The 13,342-nt window shown below is 71.5% G+C and carries 13 protein-coding genes; 7 read left to right on the top strand and 6 right to left on the bottom strand.

Features of this window, described 5'->3' with window-relative positions:
- Positions 1 to 44 precede the first annotated feature (44 nt).
- The 3 genes from ABZU32_RS21395 to ABZU32_RS21385 all read left to right on the top strand — a co-directional run bounded on the left by ABZU32_RS21395 (position 45) and on the right by ABZU32_RS21385 (position 2,399).
- The gene (locus ABZU32_RS21395) at positions 45 to 677 is read left to right on the top strand and encodes a response regulator transcription factor (protein ID WP_354837616.1); all 633 of its coding nucleotides are present in this window, start codon (positions 45 to 47) and stop codon (positions 675 to 677) included.
- Positions 678 to 799: 122 nt separating this feature from the next.
- The gene (locus ABZU32_RS21390) at positions 800 to 1,495 is read left to right on the top strand and encodes a neutral zinc metallopeptidase (protein WP_354924501.1); all 696 of its coding nucleotides are present in this window, start codon (positions 800 to 802) and stop codon (positions 1,493 to 1,495) included.
- Between the two features lie 100 nt (positions 1,496 to 1,595).
- Positions 1,596 to 2,399 carry a CPBP family intramembrane glutamic endopeptidase gene (locus ABZU32_RS21385; protein WP_354924499.1) on the top strand — a complete coding sequence of 268 codons (804 nt, stop codon included), beginning with the start codon at positions 1,596 to 1,598 and terminating at the stop codon, positions 2,397 to 2,399.
- Positions 2,400 to 2,459: 60 nt separating this feature from the next.
- On the opposite strand, the gene ABZU32_RS21380 is transcribed toward ABZU32_RS21385, so the two are convergent.
- Positions 2,460 to 3,188 carry a PIG-L family deacetylase gene (locus ABZU32_RS21380; RefSeq protein ID WP_354837399.1) on the bottom strand — a complete coding sequence of 243 codons (729 nt, stop codon included), beginning with the start codon at positions 3,186 to 3,188 and terminating at the stop codon, positions 2,460 to 2,462.
- A gap of 201 nt (positions 3,189 to 3,389) precedes the next feature.
- On the opposite strand from ABZU32_RS21380, the gene pcrA reads away from it, so the two are divergent.
- A complete protein-coding gene (gene pcrA, locus ABZU32_RS21375; protein WP_354924620.1) occupies positions 3,390 to 5,612 on the top strand; it encodes a DNA helicase PcrA in 2,223 nt (740 codons plus the stop codon).
- A gap of 93 nt (positions 5,613 to 5,705) precedes the next feature.
- Here the strand turns inward: pcrA and ABZU32_RS21370 are convergent, their stop codons facing one another.
- Positions 5,706 to 6,599 (bottom strand): hypothetical protein, encoded by an 894-nt coding sequence (locus ABZU32_RS21370; protein WP_354837397.1) that lies wholly within the window; start codon positions 6,597 to 6,599, stop codon positions 5,706 to 5,708.
- 324 nt (positions 6,600 to 6,923) lie between these two features.
- Here ABZU32_RS21370 and sucC point away from each other — a divergent pair, with 324 nt between their 5' ends.
- Both sucC and sucD read left to right on the top strand, forming a co-directional pair.
- Complete coding sequence (gene sucC / locus ABZU32_RS21365) at positions 6,924 to 8,102, top strand: ADP-forming succinate--CoA ligase subunit beta (protein ID WP_354837395.1); 1,179 nt, start codon at positions 6,924 to 6,926, stop codon at positions 8,100 to 8,102.
- On the top strand, positions 8,102 to 8,989 hold the full coding sequence (gene sucD, locus ABZU32_RS21360) for a succinate--CoA ligase subunit alpha (RefSeq protein ID WP_354837393.1): 888 nt from the start codon (positions 8,102 to 8,104) through the stop codon (positions 8,987 to 8,989). Before sucC ends, sucD begins: the two co-directional genes overlap by 1 nt.
- A gap of 158 nt (positions 8,990 to 9,147) precedes the next feature.
- Here sucD and ABZU32_RS21355 read toward each other — a convergent pair whose 3' ends face one another.
- Positions 9,148 to 9,459 carry a transcriptional regulator gene (locus tag ABZU32_RS21355; protein ID WP_354924497.1) on the bottom strand — a complete coding sequence of 104 codons (312 nt, stop codon included), beginning with the start codon at positions 9,457 to 9,459 and terminating at the stop codon, positions 9,148 to 9,150.
- Positions 9,456 to 10,169 (bottom strand): hypothetical protein, encoded by a 714-nt coding sequence (locus ABZU32_RS21350; protein ID WP_354924495.1) that lies wholly within the window; start codon positions 10,167 to 10,169, stop codon positions 9,456 to 9,458. Before ABZU32_RS21350 ends, ABZU32_RS21355 begins: the two co-directional genes overlap by 4 nt.
- Before the next feature lie 182 nt (positions 10,170 to 10,351).
- On the opposite strand from ABZU32_RS21350, the gene ABZU32_RS21345 reads away from it, so the two are divergent.
- Complete coding sequence (locus ABZU32_RS21345; protein ID WP_354924493.1) at positions 10,352 to 12,085, top strand: DUF6350 family protein; 1,734 nt, start codon at positions 10,352 to 10,354, stop codon at positions 12,083 to 12,085.
- Positions 12,086 to 12,365: 280 nt separating this feature from the next.
- Here ABZU32_RS21345 and ABZU32_RS21340 read toward each other — a convergent pair whose 3' ends face one another.
- Positions 12,366 to 12,677, bottom strand: a complete 312-nt coding sequence (locus ABZU32_RS21340; protein WP_354837385.1) for a UBP-type zinc finger domain-containing protein — start codon at positions 12,675 to 12,677, stop codon at positions 12,366 to 12,368.
- A 173-nt stretch (positions 12,678 to 12,850) separates the two neighbouring features.
- Positions 12,851 to 13,261 carry a hypothetical protein gene (locus ABZU32_RS21335; protein ID WP_354837383.1) on the bottom strand — a complete coding sequence of 137 codons (411 nt, stop codon included), beginning with the start codon at positions 13,259 to 13,261 and terminating at the stop codon, positions 12,851 to 12,853.
- Positions 13,262 to 13,342: the final 81 nt, after the last annotated feature.

The following is a 13,342-nucleotide window of genomic DNA, read 5'->3' as shown; positions in this document are numbered from 1 at the left end:
CGCCACCTGCCCCGAAGGGTGAGGAAGCCGTGAATGCCGTGAATATGGTCAAGGTTCTGATCGTTGACGATCACCGGCTCTTCCGGTCGGGGGTGCGCGCCGAGCTCGGCCCCCAGATCGAGGTGATCGGCGAGGCCGAGGACGTCGAGTCCGCGGTCGCCGCCATCGAGTCGCTCAAGCCCGACGTCGTCCTGCTCGACGTGCACATGCCCGGGGGCGGCGGCCAGGAGGTCCTGCGCCGGGTCCTCGGCTCGGGGGCGCCGGTCCGCTTTCTGGCGCTGTCGGTCTCCGACGCCGCCGAGGACGTCATCGGCGTCATCCGCGGCGGGGCCCGAGGATACGTCACCAAGACCATCAGCGGCCGCGAGCTGACCGACGCGATCGTCCGGGTGTCGGAGGGCGACGCGGTGTTCTCGCCGCGTCTGGCCGGGTTCGTCCTGGACGCCTTCGCCTCCACCGAGGCGCCCTCCATCGATCCCGAGCTGGACTCGCTGACCACGCGCGAGCGCGAGGTGCTGCGGCTCATCGCGCGCGGGTACGCCTACAAGGAGATCGCCAAAGAGCTGTTCATCTCGGTGAAGACGGTCGAGACCCACGTCTCCTCGGTGCTGCGCAAGCTCCAGCTGTCCAACCGGCACGAGCTGTCCCGCTGGGCCACCGCCCGCCGCCTGGTCTGACCCGCCCGCGTGGCCGTATGGCCGTCTGGCCGTGTGGCTGCGTGGCCGGGTGGCCGGGTGGCCGCCCGTCCCGCGACGGGGAACCGTTCGCGGCGCGGGGGCCGGTCCGCCAGGATGGGCGTGTGACCCCTCGCGCACTTTCGACGCTCGTGCTCGCGGCCGTGCTCACGGCGAGCTGCTCCCTCGTGGCGTCGCCGAAAGACCGGCACTCCGCGCCCGACCCCGTCACGGGCTCCGCCTCCGGGTCCGCGAGCCCGTCCGCGCTCGGCCAGACGTTCGAGGAGGACGTCGAGCTCGCGCGCACCCTCACCGAGCGCTACTGGCAGCAGACCTTCCAGGCCGCCGGGCGCACCTACCGCCCGCTGAGCAAATTCGAGGCGTACTCCGGCCAGGACGGTCCCGACTGCGGCGGCCAGCCGGCGGTGCCCGAGAACGCCTTCTACTGCCCGGTCGGGCACTTCGTCGCCTATGACGCGCAGTGGATGCGTTCCCTGTACGAGGAGAAGGGCGACGGGGCCGTGTACGTGATCATTCCGCACGAGCTCGGCCACGCGGTGCAGGCCCAGCTCATGAGCGACTTCAGCCTCAACATCAACCGCGAGCTGCAGGCCGACTGCTACGCCGGCGGCGCGCTCAAGGGCTTGATCGACGCCGGGCAGCTGGAGGCCGAGAGCGGCGACGACGAGGAGCTGCTCGCCAACCTGGCGGCCGCCGGCGACCCGACCGACGCCTGGTGGCGTGAGGACGCGCACGGCACCCCGGCCGAGCGCCAGCAGTCCTTCGCCAAGGGATACAACAACGGCGTCAACACCTGCTGAGCCCGGGTGGACGTTCCGGGCCGTCGGGGCCCGTAACGTGGCCCGCGTCGGCGTCGGCGTCGGCGATCAGGCCGGCAGGCCGGAAGCCAGGAGGTGGGTCATGAGCACGCGAGCCGTCCAAGCAGCCCCGCGCGGGAGCGGAACACCGGCGCGGGACGAGGGCGTCATGCCCGCGACGCGGCTGCTGCTGCCGGCGGTGGGCGTCCTGGCGGCGGCCAACGTCCTCAACAACCGCGCGGCCCGGCGGCTGGCGCCCCTGACCTCGGCCGCGGCCACCGGCGCACTGGTGCTCCTGGGCCGGCGCGGCGGGCTGTCGTGGCCGGAGATGGGTTTCACGCACGCGCGCAGGGGTGCGCGCATCGGCGGATGCCTGGCGGCGGCGGTGGCGGCGGTGTACACGGCGGGGGTGCTGCTGCCGCCGACGCGGCGCTATTTCCGCGACCAGCGGGCGCTCGGGCTGTCCCGCGCCCGCCTGGCCGAGGAGATCCTGCTCCAGGTGCCGTTCGGCACCGTGCTGCTGGAGGAGGTCGCCTTCAGGGGCGTGCTGCCCGCCGCGCTGCGCCGTTCGCACGGGCCGTGGGCCGCCGTCGCGGGCTCGTCGGCGTTGTTCGGCCTCTGGCACATCCTGCCGTCTCTGGACATGGCGGCCGCCAACCCCGCCCTCGGCCACCTCGTCCAGGCCGCCGACCCGCCCGCGACCCGCCCCGCGAAGGGCGGGGCGGCCGCGACGGTGGCGGGGTCGGTGGCGGTCACCGGGCTGGCCGGGGCGTTCTTCCTGGAGCTGCGGCGTCGTGGGGGCCTGCTCGCGCCGTCGCTGCTGCACCTGGCGACCAACTCGCTGGGATTCCTTGCCGCCCGCGCCACCCGCCGGCTCGACCGTAGCGGCCGGGGGACGGCGGACTGAGCCGGACGGGGGCCACGGCCGCCGGCGGACCCGGTGGCTCGCGTCAGGCGGTGGCTCGCGTCAGGCGGTGGGGACCACCTGGAAGGCTTCGGCGTAGGTGCCCTCCGGCTGGCCCGCGGCCTGGGCGTTGGTCGCCAGCCAGCCCTTGACGAAGGTCTCGAGCCGGTCGTCCATGTGCGCGGTCTGGCTGGCGTGCGCCCGCAGCGCCGCGAACTTGCGGTCGAGCGTGGCGGTGACGTCGATGTAGTGGTTGTTGGCCTGCCCGCCGGTCAGCCACACCTCGCGCGCCGTCCACGCCTCAAGGCCCTCCTCGGCGAGCAGCTCGGGGAAGGCGTACGGGTTGCGCGCGTCGGGGTAGACCGCGTCGAGCGTCGCGCCGCCGACGGCGCGGTGGTCGGGGTGGCTCGGCCCCATGCGCAGGTAGTTGCGCTCGGGATGAGAGGTGATCACCCGGTCGGGGCGCACCTGGCGGATCACCCGGGCGATGTCGCGGCGCAAGGGGAGGGTCTGCTCCACCGTGCCGTCCTTGTAGCCGAGGAAGCGCACGTCCTCCACGCCGACCACCTTGGCCGCCGCGATCTGCTCGCCGCGCCGCAGCTCGGCCATCCCGCCGTTGTCGAGCTCGCGGTCGAACCCTCCGGCGTCGCCGTCGGTGACGATGCAGTACACCACGCGAATACCCTTGTCGGTAAGGGCCGCGATGGTGCCCGCTGCGCCGAAGTCGACATCGTCGGGGTGCGCGGTCACCACCAGGGTCGTGCCGATCTCGGTGTCGTCAAGTGCCGTCACGGTCGTCCTCCTTGGTCCACTGGGCGCTGAACAAGCGGCACGGTCGCGATATTTCCGCGACCGGCGCCGGGCGTGCGAGCTCGTGCGGCGCGAAGCCTATCCGGCGGCCCGAGAGGAGCCGAAGGGGCGCCCATTGTCGGTGGGCGGCCATAATCTAGGGGCGTGTCGACCCGAGCCGTGAACCCCACTGTTGATCACCCTTTGCTCGACGGGCTCAACCCGCAGCAGCGGGACGCCGTCGTCCACGCGGGCAGCCCGCTCTTGATCGTCGCCGGGGCGGGGTCGGGGAAGACGCGCGTGCTCACCCACCGCATCGCCTACTTGCTGGCCGAGCGCGATGCGCAGCCGCAGGAGATCCTGGCGATCACCTTCACCAACAAGGCCGCCCGCGAGATGAAGGAAAGGGTCGACCGGCTCATCGGCCCGCGGTCCAAGGCCATGTGGGTGATGACCTTCCACAGCGCCTGCGTGCGCATCCTGCGCCGTGAGGCCAAGCGGCTGGGCTTCACCTCCAGCTTCTCCATCTACGACCAGGCCGACTCCCAGCGGCTGATGGCGATGGTCTGCCGCGAGCTCGACCTGGACCCCAAGCGCTATCCGCCGCGCTCGTTCTCCGCGCAGGTCAGCAACCTCAAGAACGAGCTGATCGACTACGAGACGGCGGCGGGCAAGGCGCAGACCCATCTCGAGCGCACGCTCGCCGAGGCCTACGCCGCCTACCAGCGCAGGCTGACCGAGGCCGGCGCGATGGACTTCGACGACATCATCATGCTCACGGTCACCCTGTTCCAGCTCTTCCCCGACGTGGCCGAGCACTACCGGCGCCGCTTCCGCCACGTGATGGTCGACGAGTACCAGGACACCAACCACGCGCAGTACATCCTGATCAGAGAGCTGGTCGGCCACCCCGAGGTCCGCACCGCCGACGGCGACGTGGTGCGCGAGGGCGCGGTCGAGCCGGCCGAGCTGTGCGTGGTCGGCGACGCCGACCAGTCGATCTACGCCTTCCGCGGCGCGACCATCCGCAACATCCTCGAGTTCGAGCGCGACTACCCCAACGCCCGCACGATTCTGCTCGAGCAGAACTACCGCTCGACGCAGACCATCCTGTCGGCCGCGAACGCCGTGATCTCGCGCAACGAGAGCCGCAAGCCCAAGAACCTCTGGTCCGACCAGGGCGCCGGGCCCAAGATCGTCGGCTATGTGGCCGACAACGAGCACGACGAGGCCATGTTCGTCGCCCAGGAGGTCGACCGGCTCGCCGACGAGGATGACGTGACCCCCGGCCAGGTGGCGGTCTTCTACCGCACCAACGCCGCCTCCCGCGTGTTCGAAGAGATCTTCATCCGCACCGGCCTGCCGTACAAGGTCGTCGGCGGCGTGCGGTTCTACGAGCGCAGGGAGGTCCGTGACCTGCTGGCCTACCTCCGCGTGCTCGCCAACCCCACCGACACCGTCTCGCTGCGCCGCGTGCTGAACGTCCCCAAGCGCGGCATCGGCGACCGCGCCGAGGCGATGGTGGACGCCTACTCCGTCCGCGAGCGCGTCCCGTTCTACGAGGCGCTGCGCCGCGCCGAGGAGGCGCCGGGGCTCGCCACGCGCTCGCTCAACGCCATCAAGGAGTTCGTCGCCCTGCTCGAGGAGCTGCGGGGCAAGGAGCTGCCGATCTCCGAGCTGGCCGAGGAGGTCCTGACCGCCACCGGCTACCGCACCGAGCTGGAGACCTCGGGCGACCCGCAGGACGAGAGCCGGCTGGAGAACCTCAACGAGCTGATCTCGGTGGCGCAGGAGTTCGAGGAGGCCAATCCCGACGGCACGCTGGTCGACTTCCTCGAGCAGGTCTCGCTGGTCGCCGACGCCGACCAGATCCCCGAAGGTGAAGATCACCAGGGCGTCGTCACGCTGATGACCCTGCACACCGCCAAGGGGCTGGAGTTCCCGGTCGTCTTCCTCACCGGCCTGGAGGACGGCGTCTTCCCGCACACCCGCTCTCTGGGCGAGCCCCGCGAGCTGGAGGAGGAGCGCCGGCTCGCCTACGTCGGCATCACCCGCGCCCAGCAGCGGCTCTACGTCTCGCGGGCCGCCGTCCGCAGCTCGTGGGGGTCGCCGGCGTTCAACCCGGCCTCGCGGTTCCTGGCCGAGGTGCCCGCCGACCTGGTCGACTGGCGCGGCGATCCGGCCAAGAGCGCCTGGGGCGCGGCCACCAAGCGTGAGACGCGGGCCCAGGCGGCGCCCGCGCGCAAGGCCGGCGGCCGCGCCGTCCCGAACCTCAGCCCGGGCGACCGCGTCACCCACGACCAGTTCGGGCTCGGCACCGTGGTGTCCGTGGACGGCATGGCCGAGAAGACCAAGGTGAAGGTCGACTTCGGCTCCGGCGGTGAGAAGACCCTCCTGCTCGCCTACGCCCCCCTCGAGAAGCTCTGACCCACCGGCCGGCCCTGAGGCCGATCCCGGCCGGTGTCCGTCGGCCCCTGAACGGGTGAGGCCCGGTGAGCACGCTCACCGGGCCTCACTTCGTCAGTGCTCGCGGGTGGGAAGGCCGGGGATCTTGGTGGTGAGGTCGGGGATCACCGGAAGCTCGTCGGTGAGGTCCTTCTCGTCGACGACCAGGTCCGCCGGGGGCGCCGTGATGACGATCTTGGCGCCCCAGGAGGTGTAGCGGTTGTCGGCGGCGATGTACACGTCGCCGAGGGAGGAGCCGGTGGACGGGCTGACGGGCACCTTGACGGTCGTCTGGAAGCGGCGGGGAAGCTGGTCGGCGCCGATCCACATCCGCCACGGCACAGTGATCTTCTTGCCGTTCTTCGACTTGGCGATCGACGACAGCATCGGCGAGACCTTGCCGAGCGAGGACAGCGGGATCGAACCGCGCACCAGCGTGGTCCTGGCGCCGCCGACCGTGCCGCCGGGGCTCTTGGCCTTCGCGGTGGCGAGGATGGCCTTGAGGACGTTCGGCTTCAGCAGGTCGATCGGGCCGTTGCTGTAGGTCGAGGGCTTGCCGGAGGTGCGCACCCAGGTGCGGCCGGCGGGCAGCAACTCGTCGTAAAGCGCGCTCTTGAGGTACATCTTGCCGCCGACCACGATGGCGCGGACGGTGCTGTCGCCGTCCTTGTCGAAGCCCTTGAGGGTGATCTTCGCGTCGTAGGCGTCGACGCCCGATCGGCCGAAACGCAGGCTTCCGGTCTCCCGGAACGCGAAAATGTCCTGCTTGCCGATGCCCATTCTCGTGTTCTCGTCGACCCGCACGCCGCTCTTCTTCGCGAACTGCAGGCGCAGGGCGTCGACCGGGTTGCCGGGCTTGGCGGTGGCGGGCGCCGCGGTGGTGGTCGCCGACTGCGCGGTGGCCGGGGCGGCCAGCGCGAGCGCAGGTACGGCCGCGGTGACCGCGGCAAGGGCGATGAGTCGCCTCATTTGGGGGGTTCCTCCCGTTATAGTCCCTCGCCCCGTCGTCGAGGGGTTTCGCATTCTCTCCAGTCAAGATCACGGTGAAATCACGACTTGTGGAAATGTAGCGGTAAGCGGGGTGGTAGGGGATCGTCGCGGGATTTGCGGGATTCTTGGGAAAAGACGGCGTATCCGATTACCGCCGGCGTGCGGGTAATGGACCCCCGGCGAGCGCCGCACGTCCTGGTGGCGGCTAGGCTTCTCAGGCCAGGCTTCCGGCGATCGCGGGTGCTCTGAGGTCTGGTCTCAACGTAGAGAAGAAGACAGCCGGACAAGCAAGGACGGACCCTCGTGGACCTGTTCGAACATCAGGCGAAGGAGCTCTTCGCGGAGTATGGCATCCCGGTGCCGCGCGGCGTCGTCGCGCACACCGTGGAGGAGGCGCGCGCGGCGGCAGAGCAGCTGACCGGTCGCGTCGTCGTCAAGGCCCAGGTCAAGACCGGGGGCCGCGGCAAGGCGGGCGGCGTCAAGGTCGCCGCCGACGCCGCCGACGCCGAGAGCAAGGCCACCGGCATCCTCGGCATGGACATCAAGGGGCACACGGTCCACAAGGTCCTCGTCGAGGAGGCCAGCGCGATCGCCGAGGAGTACTACTTCTCCTTCCTGCTCGACCGCGCGAACCGCACCTTCCTCGCCATCTGCTCCGCCGCGGGCGGCATGGAGATCGAGGAGGTCGCGCACACCTCGCCCGAGAAGGTCGCCCAGATCCCGGTCTCCCCGCTGACCGGCGTCGACCGCGCGCGCGCCCGCGAGATCGCCCAGGCGGGCGGTCTGCCGGAGGCCGCGCTGGACGGCGCCGCCGAGATCATCGAGAAGCTCTGGGCCGTCTTCGTGGACGAGGACGCCACGCTGGTCGAGGTCAACCCGATGATCCTGACCGAGGACGGCCAGGTCAAGGCGCTCGACGGCAAGGTCACCCTGGACGACAACGCCACCTTCCGCCAGGCCGAGCACGAGTCCTACGCGGACAAGGCCGCCGAGGACCCGCTGGAGGCCCGCGCCAAGGAGAAGGACCTCAACTACGTCAAGCTCGAAGGCGCGGTGGGCATCATCGGCAACGGCGCGGGCCTGGTGATGTCGACCCTCGACGTCGTCGCCTACGCCGGCGAGCAGTACGGCGGCCAGCGGCCGGCCAACTTCCTCGACATCGGCGGCGGCGCCTCGGCCGAGGTCATGGCCAACGGCCTTGAGATCGTGCTGTCCGACCCGAGCGTGAAGTCGGTCTTCGTCAACGTCTTCGGCGGCATCACCGCCTGCGACGCCGTCGCCAACGGCATCGTCTCGGCGTTCAAGCTGCTGTCCGACCGCGGTGAGGCGGTCACCCACCCGCTGGTCGTCCGGCTGGACGGCAACAACGCCACCCTCGGGCGGCAGATCCTCAAGGACGCGGGCCTGCCCCGCGTCGAACTCGTCGACACGATGGACGAAGCGGCCAAGCGCGCCGCCGAGCTCGCTGCGGTAGGTGCGTAATGGCAATCTGGCTGACCGAGAACAGCAAGATCATCGTTCAGGGCATCACGGGTTCCGAGGGCTCCAAGCACACCCGTCGCATGCTCAAGTCCGGTGCGAAGGTCGTCGGCGGTACCAACCCTCGCAAGGCGGGCACCACGGTCGACTTCGACGGGGTCGAGCTGCCGGTCTTCGCGACCGTGGCCGAGGCCATGGCCGCCACCGGCGCCGACGTCACCGTCATCTTCGTGCCGCCGGCCGGCACCAAGGCCGCCGTCAAGGAGGCGATCGACGCCGAGATCCCGCTCGCCGTCGTCATCACCGAGGGCATCCCGGTCCACGACTCCACCGAGTTCTGGGCCTACGCCATCGCCAAGGGCGCCAAGACCCGCATCATCGGCCCGAACTGCCCCGGCATCGCCTCGCCCGGCGCCTCCAACGCCGGCATCATCCCGGCCGACATCACCTCCAAGGGCCGCATCGGCCTGGTGAGCAAGTCGGGCACGCTGACCTACCAGCTCATGTACGAGCTGCGTGACGTCGGGTTCTCCACGGCGGTGGGCATCGGCGGCGACCCGGTGATCGGCACGACGCACATCGACGCTCTGGAGGCCTTCCAGGCCGACCCGGAGACCGAGGCGATCGTGATGATCGGCGAGATCGGCGGCGACGCCGAGGAGCGCGCGGCGGCCTACATCGAGCAGCACGTGACCAAGCCCGTCGTGGCCTACGTGGCGGGGTTCACCGCGCCCGAGGGCAAGACGATGGGGCACGCCGGCGCCATCGTGTCGGGTTCGGCGGGCACCGCGCAGGCCAAGAAGGAAGCGCTGGAGAAGGTCGGCGTGCGGGTCGGCAAGACCCCCAGCGAGACCGCCCGCCTCATGCGCGAGATCATGCGCACCCGCTGACGCGGCCGCGAAGAAACGACAGCGCGAAAACGCGAGACAGAGGGACGCCCGGCCGCGAAGGCCGGGCGTCCCTCTCAACAAGCAGCCGGCCCGGCCCCATGCCCGGACCGTCTCGTGCCCCATGCCCGGACCGTCTCGTGCGTGCCAGATTCGCCGCTCTACGCTTGCTGGGCGCGGTGACGCCGGACCAGCTCCTCCAGGGCGGCGATCTCGGCGGCCAGCGCCCCGCGGCCGGCTCTGGTGATGACCACCCAGGTCTTCGGGCGCCTGCCCTCGATCGCCTTCTCCAGGGCGACCATTCCGGCGTCCTCCAGTACCGCCAGATGGCGGTTGAGGTTGCCCCCGGTCAGCTCCAGCGCGTTCTTCAGGTAGGTGAACTCGACGCGCGTGGCCTCCGCGGCGATCGTCAGGATGCCGAGGCGGTGGCGCTGGTGGACGACATCGGAAAGGCCACCGGTCGGGTGGGTCATGCGCGGCTTTCCTTTCTCGCGGCGAGCCCGCCCACGAGCAGGATGAGGCCCGGGAGCAGCACGGGGCTGCCCTGGAGCGGACCGTAGGGCATGGTCTCAGGGGTGAAGCCGAACAGATGGAACAGCCGGTAGTACATGTTCTGCATGTCGTACACGACGGCGGGCGCCGCGGCGGCCGTGTAGAGCAGGGTGACGATCCACAGGTGGCGGCTGCGTTCGGTCCGTGCCAGCGCGATGAGGCCGAAGGCCAGGGCCAGCAAGCCGAAGGTGTTGCGGACGAACAGCGGCCACAGGAACCAGACGAACAGGCTGACGAGCGGGGCCAGGAACCAGATCAACGGCGCGACGCCCGCGACGGCCCACGTGGTGGCCGGGCCTCTCGCGGAAGTCTGGATGCCGGCGCTGTCGCCGTGGCGGCGATACCACCAGACGGTCAGCACGGCTCCGGCGGCCAGCCCAGCCAGCCAGACCAGATCGAGCCAGGTCTCACGAGCGAGCAGCCAGGACGTGAAGCCGGTGGTGACGCCATCGGCGGACCCGTCCTCCGGAGGCGTGTGGGCCGCGTAGGCCAGCGCATACAGGGGCGCGGTGCCCAGGGTGAAGGCGCCGAAGTACAGCAGCGGTAACCGGAAGGCGTGCCGGTCGGATCGGGCGCGCCGCCGCAGGGCCTCCACGTCGCGCAGTAACCCGTCCGGCTCGAACTCCGTCATGGCGGCCTCCAGAGTCATATGTCTGCGTCACAGACAGGTTTGCAACGCAGACATCGGGCCGTCAAGCCGTCGGGCGGTGGAGCACGCCTTACGTGGTCTCTTGACCGTCCGGGGACAAAGGGGGCGACACGCGGGGCGCGGTAGGCCCGTGACGGGCGGACATGCTGAGACCATCGACTACTGTGACGGCCCTTTTCGACCAGCTCCGGGCGGCCCCCCGCACCGTCCTCAGTCGCATCCCCCTCGCGGGGAGCGGCGACGACGACGAGGCGCGCCGTCCGCTGCCCGTGTCCGGCATGCTCGCCGCGGCCTGGACCCTCGGCGTCGGCCTCGCAGTCCTGACCACGCTCACCCTCATCGGGTGGATCGCCGCGCCCCGCGGCGCGTTCGGGCAGGGGCTCCCCGGGGTGTTCCGCGCCGCCTGCCAGGTCTGGCTGGCCGCCCACCACGCCGGCTTCGCCATCCCCGGCGGGCGCGTCGGCCTGTTGCCGATCGGCCTCACGGTGCTGCCCGCCGCGCTGCTGTACCGCGCGGCGATGTGGATGGCGCGCGACGCCGACCTGCGGCTCCGGCTGCCCGCCCGGCTGCCCAAGGGCAGTACCAAGGACCTCGCCAACGCCCGCCGCCGCGCCCAGCTCGTGCTCATCGCCCAGGCCGGCATCTCGCTGGCCGCGCCGTACGCGCTGCTGGCCGGGGCCATCGCGCTGGCCGCGCAGAACAACCTCACCCAGCCGTCCGTCGGCGAGGCGCTGGTCAGCCACCTCGTCCTGGCGTTCGTCGCCGGCTCGCTGGCCACCGCCCGCACGATCGGACCGTGGCGCTCGATGCTGCGGCTGCTGCCCGAGCGTGCGCGGTCGGTGGCGGTCGGCACGGCCGTCGCGCTGTCGATCCTGCTGGTGGCCGGGCTCATTCTGGTGCTCGTAGCCGTCGTCGCCGATTTCGGCCAGGTCAGGCGGCTGTCGGAGCTGCTGGCCCCCGGCTTCGTCGGCGGGGCGCTGCTGCTGCTGGTCGAAGTGCTCTACCTGTTCAACTTCGTCATCTGGGGCCTGGCCTACATCAGCGGGCCGGGATTCGCCCTCGGCACGGGCACGCTGGTCGCGCCCACCGGCGTGCAACTGGGCGCGCTTCCCGCCCTGCCGATCCTCGGCGCCCTGCCCGACTCGGGCTCCATGCCGCCATGGATCATGGGCGTGCTCGCGGTGCCGTTCATCGCCGGCGCGGTGGCCGGGGTGGTGGTGGCGCGCGTCTCGCCGACCCCGCACTTCGAGTCGGCGCCGCTGTGGGGCTTCGTCTGCGGTCTGGCCACCGGCCTGGCGTCGGGGCTGCTCGCGGCGCTGGCCGGCGGCCCACTCGGCGGCGCGCGCCTCGCGGCCGTCGGGCCCTCGGCGTGGGAGGTGGCGCTGTCGGTCACCCTGGAAGTCGGCGTGGCCGCGGGCATCTCCGCGGGGCTGGCCAACTGGTGGCTGGTGTTCCACGGCGCCACGGTCGAGGCGACGCCGGTCCGCAGGGCGGGGGACGCGCTGGTCAAGGTGGCCAGCAAGGTCAAGCTGGCCGCGCCGGCCACCACCGGCGAGCTGCCGGGCCACTGGATGGACGCCACCGAGGCCGACACCCAGCCGATCCCGGTGATCAGGGCCGACTGGACGGACGAGCACGCCTCGGCGGCCGTGGAGACCTTCGACCCGGCCCCGGTGGACGGCCCCTCGGCCAAGGCGCCACGCGCGGGCAAGGGGCCGGCGGGCAGGCGTCCCACGGGGAAGGGGCTCGCCGGGACGGGGGCCGCGGCCGGCGCGGGCCGCGGCACGGCCAGGCGCGAGGAGCCACGCCCGCCGCGCCGCGACATCGTCGACGAGTCCGACGACCGCGGCGGCCACATCATCTACGTCGACCCCTACGCCTGGGACCGCGACTCCTGACCCCGTGCCGGGCGCCTTCCAGCGCTCGCGGTGCGACGGCGCCGGCCGACGGCCGCGCCTCGGACCGCGGCCAGGGCCGTCCGTCGGCGGCGCGGCGGGAACAAGTACGGGTCACGGGATGGCTAGGTGGTCTGTCCGCGAACGTTCACCCGTTCACCAGGCCGGGCGCCGTAGCCGGCGCCGACATCGCCGCACTGCGACCCGCCGACCCGGCGCCCATCAGATCCGGTACATGGCCGGAGTGAAGAGCCGAGCCCGGTGAACGTAGGTGGTCACCGCGTCAGAGGTGGAAGCGCGTGGCGTGGGAGCGCTCGCCCTTGCCGCTCGGGGACGGCTCGAACAGCTGTTCGTCGGCGTAGCACCACGCCCAGTCTTCGCCGGGCTCGAACGACTCGGCGACCGGGTGGCCTTCGCTCGCGTAGTGGTGGCTGGCGTGGCGGTTGGGGGAGGAATCGCAGCAGCCGACGTGACCGCAGGTGAGGCAGGTGCGCAGGTGGACCCAGCGCGACCCCATGGCAAGGCACTCCGCACAGCCCTCCTGCGGGGTGGGCTCGACGTCGTGGATGGCCGCGATGTGCTCGCAGTGGTTCATGGTTCTCCTCGGTTCGGCGGCGACGCGCCCGGCGGCGTCCTGGTCACCGGGGTGTCAGCGAGGCAGGCCCTGGTGTCCTTGTCTCTCTACGCCACCATAAGCGGCGGCACACCCCGCGGGTCAGGCCGGTCCCACGGCCCGAGGGTGAACCCACGCCGCGGCGAGGTCGGGGCTCACGGAGGGAAGGGAAGCTTCACGCTGCCCTTGGGCATGAACGGCAGCCGGTGCTCCACGGCGCGTTCCAGGTCGCCGACGCACACCTGTTGCGAGGTCGCCGTGCCCGCCCCCTTCATGCACTCGGTGTAGGCCGTCAGCTCTCCGCTGAAGTACGTCTGGACCCACATCACCAGCGTGGCCAGGCACAGGGACGCCAGCGACAGCAGCATCCCGAGGACGGCGAGCACGACCGGCCGATGCCGGGCCGACAACGCCCGCCACGCCCGGTAGCACACGACGGCCGAGAAGACGGCGAGGGCCAGGCCGAACACCGGCACCAGGAAGGTGAGCGCCAGCGCGCCGATGGAGAGCAGCAGCGCCCGGCGCCCGATCTCGCTCCCCGTTGATGTCTCCGCGGGTGGTTGCACCTGACCTCCTCTGCGTCGTGGAGCGGGCGGGCCGATACGCTGACGCCATACCGTCAACCGTCGCCCCGAAGGAGTGCAGCC

It is taken from the genome of Sphaerisporangium sp. NPDC005288 (assembly GCF_040607475.1).
GTDB classification, from domain to species: Bacteria; Actinomycetota; Actinomycetes; order Streptosporangiales; family Streptosporangiaceae; genus Sphaerisporangium; species Sphaerisporangium rhizosphaerae.
The sequence above is the reverse complement of the archived record's forward strand: the minus strand, read 5'-3'. Positions and strand labels throughout refer to the sequence as shown.

Excerpts from the sequence above, each read along its gene's own strand:
- ABZU32_RS21395 (WP_354837616.1), top strand. The coding sequence starts at position 45 with ATGGTCAAGGTTCTGATCGTTGACGATCACCGGCTCTTCCGGTCGGGG.
- ABZU32_RS21385 (WP_354924499.1), top strand. The coding sequence starts at position 1,596 with ATGAGCACGCGAGCCGTCCAAGCAGCCCCGCGCGGGAGCGGAACACCG.
- ABZU32_RS21370 (WP_354837397.1), bottom strand. The coding sequence starts at position 6,599 with ATGAGGCGACTCATCGCCCTTGCCGCGGTCACCGCGGCCGTACCTGCG.
- sucD (WP_354837393.1), top strand. The coding sequence starts at position 8,102 with ATGGCAATCTGGCTGACCGAGAACAGCAAGATCATCGTTCAGGGCATC.
- ABZU32_RS21355 (WP_354924497.1), bottom strand. The coding sequence starts at position 9,459 with ATGACCCACCCGACCGGTGGCCTTTCCGATGTCGTCCACCAGCGCCAC.
- ABZU32_RS21350 (WP_354924495.1), bottom strand. The coding sequence starts at position 10,169 with ATGACGGAGTTCGAGCCGGACGGGTTACTGCGCGACGTGGAGGCCCTG.
- ABZU32_RS21340 (WP_354837385.1), bottom strand. The coding sequence starts at position 12,677 with ATGAACCACTGCGAGCACATCGCGGCCATCCACGACGTCGAGCCCACC.